Raw genomic sequence first — 6,282 nt, 5'->3', positions numbered from 1 at the left:
GGCTTTCGCCGGGGAACAGCCCCTTACCTGCCTGAAGACATATGTGCCGACCCGATCCAGGGTCGGCGCAAATGCGGAAGAAAGCCTGATGCGATCTTCAGGGCCCGCCCCCTACGCCGTGCCGCTGAACGCCATGGTCTTTTGCAGACGTTCCTCGGACAATTCGGTCTGGCGGCGCGACGCGGCATGACGCCGCTCGGCCGCGCCCTGCGCCCAGCGGCGCAGCAGGTTCGCGGGACGCCCCTCTATCGGCCAGACCTTTGCCGACGCTTTCAGCGCCCGTGCGGCGCGCGGGGCGAACAGCGCGTAAAGCTCGTCGTCGATGGCGGTGATCGCCTGCGTGCTGCCGGGATCGCCCTGCCGCCCGGCGCGCCCTTCGAGCTGGCGGTCGATGCGCGGGGTTTCGTGAAAGGCGGTCAGGATGACGTGCAGCCCGCCCGCCGCATGCGCTTCCTTCGACAATTCGATATCGGTGCCGCGTCCGGCCATGTTGGTCGCGACCGTCACCGCGCCGATCCGGCCCGCCGCCGCGACGATCTCCGCCTCTTCGGCGTCCTGCCGCGCGTTGAGGATGCGGCAGGCGATGCCGATGCGGTCGAGCGCGGCGGCAACCGCCTCGGAATCCCCGACCGAGCGCGTCCCGACGAGGATCGGCCGCTGCCCTTCCTCCTCGCGCACCGTGCGCACCGCCTCTGCCACCGCCGCCCATTTCGAGGCGGCGTCGGCATGGAGCCGGTGCCCGCGATCGCGGCGCAGATTGGGGCGGTTGCGCGGCACGACCGTGACCTTCAGTCCATAGTCGGCCCACAGTTCGGGCGCGGTTTCCTTCACCGTCCCGCTCATCCCCGACAGGCGCAGATAGCGGCGGAAGAAACGCTGATAGGTGATGCGCGCCATCGTGTTGCGCGTGCCCGACAGCTCAACCTCCTCCTTCGCCTCGATCAACTGGTGCAGCCCGCCCTCCCACGACCGGTCGGCCATCACGCGGCCGGTCGATTCATCGACGATCTGCACCTTGTCCTCGGCGACGATATAGTCGCGGTCGCGTTGATAGAGGCGCAGTGCCGCGATCGCCTGCGACGCGATCTGCTCGCGCGCCTGCCGAATCCGCCAGCGCGTCTGCGGCAGCCCTTCCGACAGCTCGGCGACGACGCGATGTCCGCGCTCGGTCAGTTCGACCGCGCGGTCGGCCTCGCGGATGCGGTAATGGCGCCCCTCCTCCAGTTGGCGCACCAGTTCGAGCGCGGCCAGATACAGGCCGTCGTCGTTCGCCGGCATCTCGGCCGACAGGATCAGCGGCGTGCGGGCCTCGTCGATGAAGATCGAATCGGCCTCGTCGACCACGGCAAAATAAAGGCCGCGCATGATCAGCGGTTCGGCCACTCGATCGCCGAACAGGTCGCGCATCACCCGCCGCGCCGCGCCGCGCTTTGGCCCCAGCGCGGTCTGGTCGCGCAGATAGTCGAAGGTGATTTCCTTGTTGGTGCCATAGACGACGTCGGCGCGATAGGCGGCGCGGCGCTCGGGCGTCTCCTGCCCGTGGATCACCACCCCCAGGCTGAGCCCGAAGCGTTCGTAGACGGGGCGCAGCTTGGCGGCGTCGCGCTCCGCGAGATAGTCGTTCACCGTGAACACATGCACCGGCATTCCTGCCATCGCCCCGGTGATGGCGGGCAGCAGCGCGGTGATCGTCTTGCCCTCTCCCGTCGCCATTTCGGCGAGGCCGCCCTCGACCATCACCAGACCGCCCATCAGCTGCACGGGAAAATGCCGCATCCCAAGCATCCGCCCCGTCACCTCGCGGATCAGCGCAAAGCATTGATCGATCAACACCGGGTCGGAAAGTCCATGGCGCATCAGCCTGACGCGCAGCGCGGCGCAGCGCGCGTCGAGGTCCGCGTCATCCAGCGGGCGGAGCGCCTCCGCCGCCTCCGCGATCGCCTCCGCCCGCGCGAGCATGGCGGGCCGCGCGCCCGCCAGCGCGCGGCCGACCAGCAGGTCGACGGGGCGATCCCATTTCCACGACGGCGCGGGGCCGCGCTCGGGATAGGGCGCGATGACCGGGCGCGCGTCGCTGCGCACCTCGCGCCACAGGTCGCGGGCGCGCTCGCGGAGGACGGACAGCTCAGGCATTGAACCGCGACAGCAGCAACTGGCGCAGCCGCCGCGCGACCTGCCAACCGATCGGCTCCCAGCCGAGCTGGAAGCGGACATGGACGCGCGTCCCGAACGGCACCTGCCGCAGTTCGGGCGGCAGGCCGATGTCGAACAGGAAGACGCGGCCCAGCGCCTTGCGCCCGTTCGGATCGGTCGGGTCGGTGGGAATGGTGCCACCCTTGCCCAGCGCCAGCGCCTCGCTCGGCAGGTCGCGCGTGCCGCCGGGCACCTCGCGCACCACACGCCCTTCGTGCGTCGCGCCGGGCAGCGCGGCGATGCGGTAGCGGACGCGGACGAGTTCGCGGCGGACGAGGTCGATGTCGTCCTGAGTCACCGCGACGCGCACCACCTCCGCCTGTCCGGGGGTGACATAGCCGATCAGTTCGCCCTGGCGGACATGCCGCCCCGGCAGGTCCGACGCGGGCGCCAGCGCGGTGACGAACCGCCCCTCCGCCCCCGCGAGCAGGCGAAGCTCGCCATAGCGCTCGCGCTGGATCGCCAGCTTCTGTTCGGCCTCGTCGATCGCGAACTGACCGATCTGACGCTTGACGCGGTCGCCGCCCAGTTCGGCATCGGCCGCCGCCTGCAACTCGCGCCGCCGCCAGTCGAGCCGCGCGACGTCGGTCTCCAGCGTCGGCTGGCTGGTCTCGATCAGCAACTGCCCGGCGCGGACGAAGCTCCCCTCTCCCACGGCGACGCGGGTGATGAAGCCGCCGGTCGCGGCGCGCACATGCGCCTGGTCGGGCAGCCACACCACCCCCTGCGCGTTGACGTGGTGCGGCGCCGGAATGACGAACAGGATCAGCAGCGCCGCCGCCACCGCGCCGCCCGTCAGCCGCATCGCGAAGCCCCGGTTGCGGTGGAGTTGCGGGCTGCTGACGACATGCGCCCCCATCTTCCACAGCGGCAGGCCGACCCCGGTCCACAGCGTCCACAGCGCGATCAGGACGCCGATCAGGAAAAAACGCGACGCAACGATCAGCGCGATGCCGAACAGCATCACCATGCGCGCGACGAAGGCCGCCGGGGCGTAGACGAGGAACCAGCGTTTCTCGCCCGGCGTCGCATCGAACGGCGGCATGTCGTGGGTGCGAAAGACATGCCGGTTGACCAGATCGCCCCAATAGCGATTGGCGCGCGAGCCGAGGTTGGGGATTTCGAGCAGGTCGGCGAGGATATAATAGCCGTCGAAGCGCAGCAGCGGATTGCCGTTGACCAGCACGGTCGAGATGCCGGCGATCAGCATGACGTTATAGGCGAAACTGCGCGCGAGCCCGGGCTCCAGCACAACCCACAGCAGCGCGGCAATCGCGGCGACGAACAGTTCCGACACCATCCCGGCGGCACCGACCAGCGCCCGCTGCCACTTGTTCGGCAGGGCGCTCGCCGCCGACGCATCGACATAGGGCACCGGAAAGAGCACGAGCAGCATCACGCCCATCTCGCGCACCTCGCGCCCCCATGCCTTGGCGGCGAAGCCGTGGCCGAGTTCGTGGATCGTCTTCACCAGCGGATAGCAGACCGCCATGATCAGCAGATTGTCGGTCGACAGCACCCGGTCGATGATATTGGTCGTCAGTTCCTGCCAGTGGGTGCCGACGACCAGCAGCGCCGCGCCGACCACGGCGAGCCACAGCGCCAGCCCGGCCCAGCCGAACAGCGGCCGCACCCACGGCATGGCGCGGGTCAGGAAGGCATCGGGATCGACCAGCGGAATCCGCAGCGACATCGGGCTTTTCAGATTCTGCATCAGCAGTTGCCGCCGCTGCTTCCTCTGCCGCTTGATCAGCTCGCCGGTATCGGGAAGCATGTCGGTCGACAGCAGGTCGGACCCGTGCAGCTGGCCGAGCGCCGTGATGACGTCGTCCTGCGTCGGCGCGTCCTCGCCCAGTTCCTCGACCAGCCGCTCCCACAATTGCTCGACCGTCCGTTCGCCGTCGAGCCGCCCGACGAAGCGCCACGCGCCCTTCGTCAGCCGGTGCGCCTTGCCGGCGGCGCCGTCGTCGAGCACATATTGCACCGTGCCGCGATAGCGGTGGCGCCGGACGCGCACATGCGTCTTGAGCCGGGGCCTCAGCCGGGCGACCTGGAACCAGGAGGCGCTTTCAAAGGGATTGGCCATCGCGCGCCCAATCCGACAGCCTATCTCGAGGCAGATCCAGAAACCCGTTCGTGTCGAGCGAAGTCGAGACACCCATCAGCGTGGCGCCGGGCCGATGGGTGTCTCGACTTCGCTCGACACGAACGGATTCAACGAAATACTTCATGCTCTAGGGCAGCCACTTCCAGAAGAACAGCCGCAGCCATTCGCGCAGGCCGCGCGTCCAGATCCAGGCGTTGCTGCGCCGGTCGATCTTCACCTTGGCGACGCCTTCCATGCCGGGGCGCAGCACCGCGCGGCGGTCGCCCGCCAGTTCCGCCTCGACGCGGAATACATTCTCGCCATCGACATTGGCCGTGACCGACGTGATCCGCCTGACCGTGAAGGGCACCGTCTCGCCCGCAAGTCCCGTGGGCGCGAAGCGGCCCTGCTGCCCGGGGCGCAGATAATTCACATCCTCCTCCGCGACGTTCAGCACGACACGGAAGCTGCCGAGCGGCGCGACCTCGAACAGCACGTCGCCTTCCTCGACCGGCGTCCCGACCTTCTGGCTGAGGTCGCCCGACACCAGCACGCCCGACAGCGGCGCGACGATGCGGGTGCGCGCGAGCTTATATTCGATCAGGCGCAGGCTCGCCTCCGCCTGGCGAAGCTGCGCGCCGGCCAGGCTCATGTCGGCGCGCTCGTGCTTGGCCAGCGCCTCGCGATAGCGGCGGTCGAGCTGCTGCACCTCGCCGAGCGCGCGGGCGCGGTCGACGATCAGGTCGCGGTCGTCGAGCGTCGCCAGCACCTGTCCCGCGCGCACGACGTCTCCGGCGCGCGCCTGCGACCGCGCGATGAAGCCGGAAAAGGGCGCCGAGGCCGCGCGCTGCACCTGGCCTTCGAGTTCGGCGTCGGCGCGCACCTGAAACTGGGCGAACGGAACGAACAAGATCATCAGCAACAGCAGCGCGCCGATCCCCAGCGCCTTCGCCAGCGGACGGCGCGGGCCGAACAGCGCGCGCGCGCCATCCATGCCGTGCCGCCGGATGCGGCCGCCGATCCATCTTTCCTCGCGCCGCCGCAGCGCGATCCCCGGCGCCACCAGCGCCGCGATCGTTTCGGCGAGCAGCAGGTCGCGAGCATCGAACGGATCGGCATCGACCGCGCGCTCGATCGTCAGCACCCCGACCGGCAGTCCGCGGTCGGTCATCGGCACGCTGGCGACCGCGCCCTTGCCCGCCAGCGCGAGCAGGCGGTCCTGCTGCAACAGGATCGGATCGCACTCGCGCACCAGCGGGACCGACAGCAGCATGTCCTGGTCCATCGCCTCGTCCATCGCGGCTTCCAGCGCCTCGGCGACGTCCGACCGTTTCCGAAACCACGCACCGTGCGACATGGCGGACAGCTTGACGCGGTCGCCCTGCACCAGCCCCAGCGACACCCGGTCGGCATCGAGGGCGATCGTCGCCGCGTTGCACAGCGCCAGTTCCGCTTCGGCCAGCGTGTCATGCTCCTGCATCGCCGCCAGCACGTCCATCGCCGCGGTCGCCGCCTCCGTGCGCCCTTCGTCGCCGGCGGAGCGGTGCTGCCAGACCAGCGAGTGAATCCAGCCGACGCCCCAGTGGAGTTCGCGCAGCAGCAACTGCATCTGCGGCGAGGTCAGCCCGGTCACGGCGAGCAGCACCGCGCCCATCATCCGCCCGTCGGCGGCGATCGGATAGCCGATGCCCATCGTGTCGGGATCGTCCGCATCGCCTTCGACCACCACCTGCCCGTTCGCGAGCGTCGCCTCGGCGACCTTGCGCAGATGGGGGTGCTCCTGCGGGCCGGCGGGCCATCCCGCCGCGGGGGCGAAGGCGCCACCGGTGCCCTCGAGCAGGATCAGTCCGGCGCTGACCCCGCGCGTGCGGGCGCATTGCAGGTCGAGCCAGGCCTGACAGAAGGACCCCGCGTCGCGCGCCGACGCCAGCGATGCCCACAGCCGGGCCTCGTCCGCCCCCTGCGACCGCGACGCGGTCCCGATGTCGGCCGCCACGCTCACC

3 protein-coding genes are annotated in these 6,282 nt (G+C 70.0%); all 3 read right to left on the bottom strand.

Features of this window, described 5'->3' with window-relative positions; genetic code table 11:
* Positions 1 to 111 precede the first annotated feature (111 nt).
* The gene (locus SGR02S_RS08410) at positions 112 to 2,133 is read right to left on the bottom strand and encodes a preprotein translocase subunit SecA (protein WP_067107961.1); all 2,022 of its coding nucleotides are present in this window, start codon (positions 2,131 to 2,133) and stop codon (positions 112 to 114) included.
* Positions 2,126 to 4,279, bottom strand: coding sequence for a PqqD family peptide modification chaperone (locus SGR02S_RS08405; RefSeq protein ID WP_067107958.1), 2,154 nt, complete (start codon positions 4,277 to 4,279; stop codon positions 2,126 to 2,128). The genes SGR02S_RS08410 and SGR02S_RS08405 overlap by 8 nt, the downstream gene beginning before the upstream one ends.
* A 148-nt stretch (positions 4,280 to 4,427) precedes the next feature.
* Positions 4,428 to 6,281 (bottom strand): GAF domain-containing protein, encoded by a 1,854-nt coding sequence (locus SGR02S_RS08400; RefSeq protein WP_255211423.1) that lies wholly within the window; start codon positions 6,279 to 6,281, stop codon positions 4,428 to 4,430.
* Position 6,282 lies beyond the last annotated feature (1 nt).

Source organism: Sphingopyxis granuli NBRC 100800, assembly GCF_001591045.1.
GTDB classification, from domain to species: Bacteria; Pseudomonadota; Alphaproteobacteria; order Sphingomonadales; family Sphingomonadaceae; genus Sphingopyxis; species Sphingopyxis granuli.
This window is presented reverse-complemented; position numbering and strand designations above follow the sequence as displayed.

Coding starts and splice junctions, on each gene's coding strand:
- SGR02S_RS08405 (WP_067107958.1), bottom strand. CDS start 4,279: ATGGCCAATCCCTTTGAAAGCGCCTCCTGGTTCCAGGTCGCCCGGCTG.
- SGR02S_RS08410 (WP_067107961.1), bottom strand. CDS start 2,133: ATGCCTGAGCTGTCCGTCCTCCGCGAGCGCGCCCGCGACCTGTGGCGC.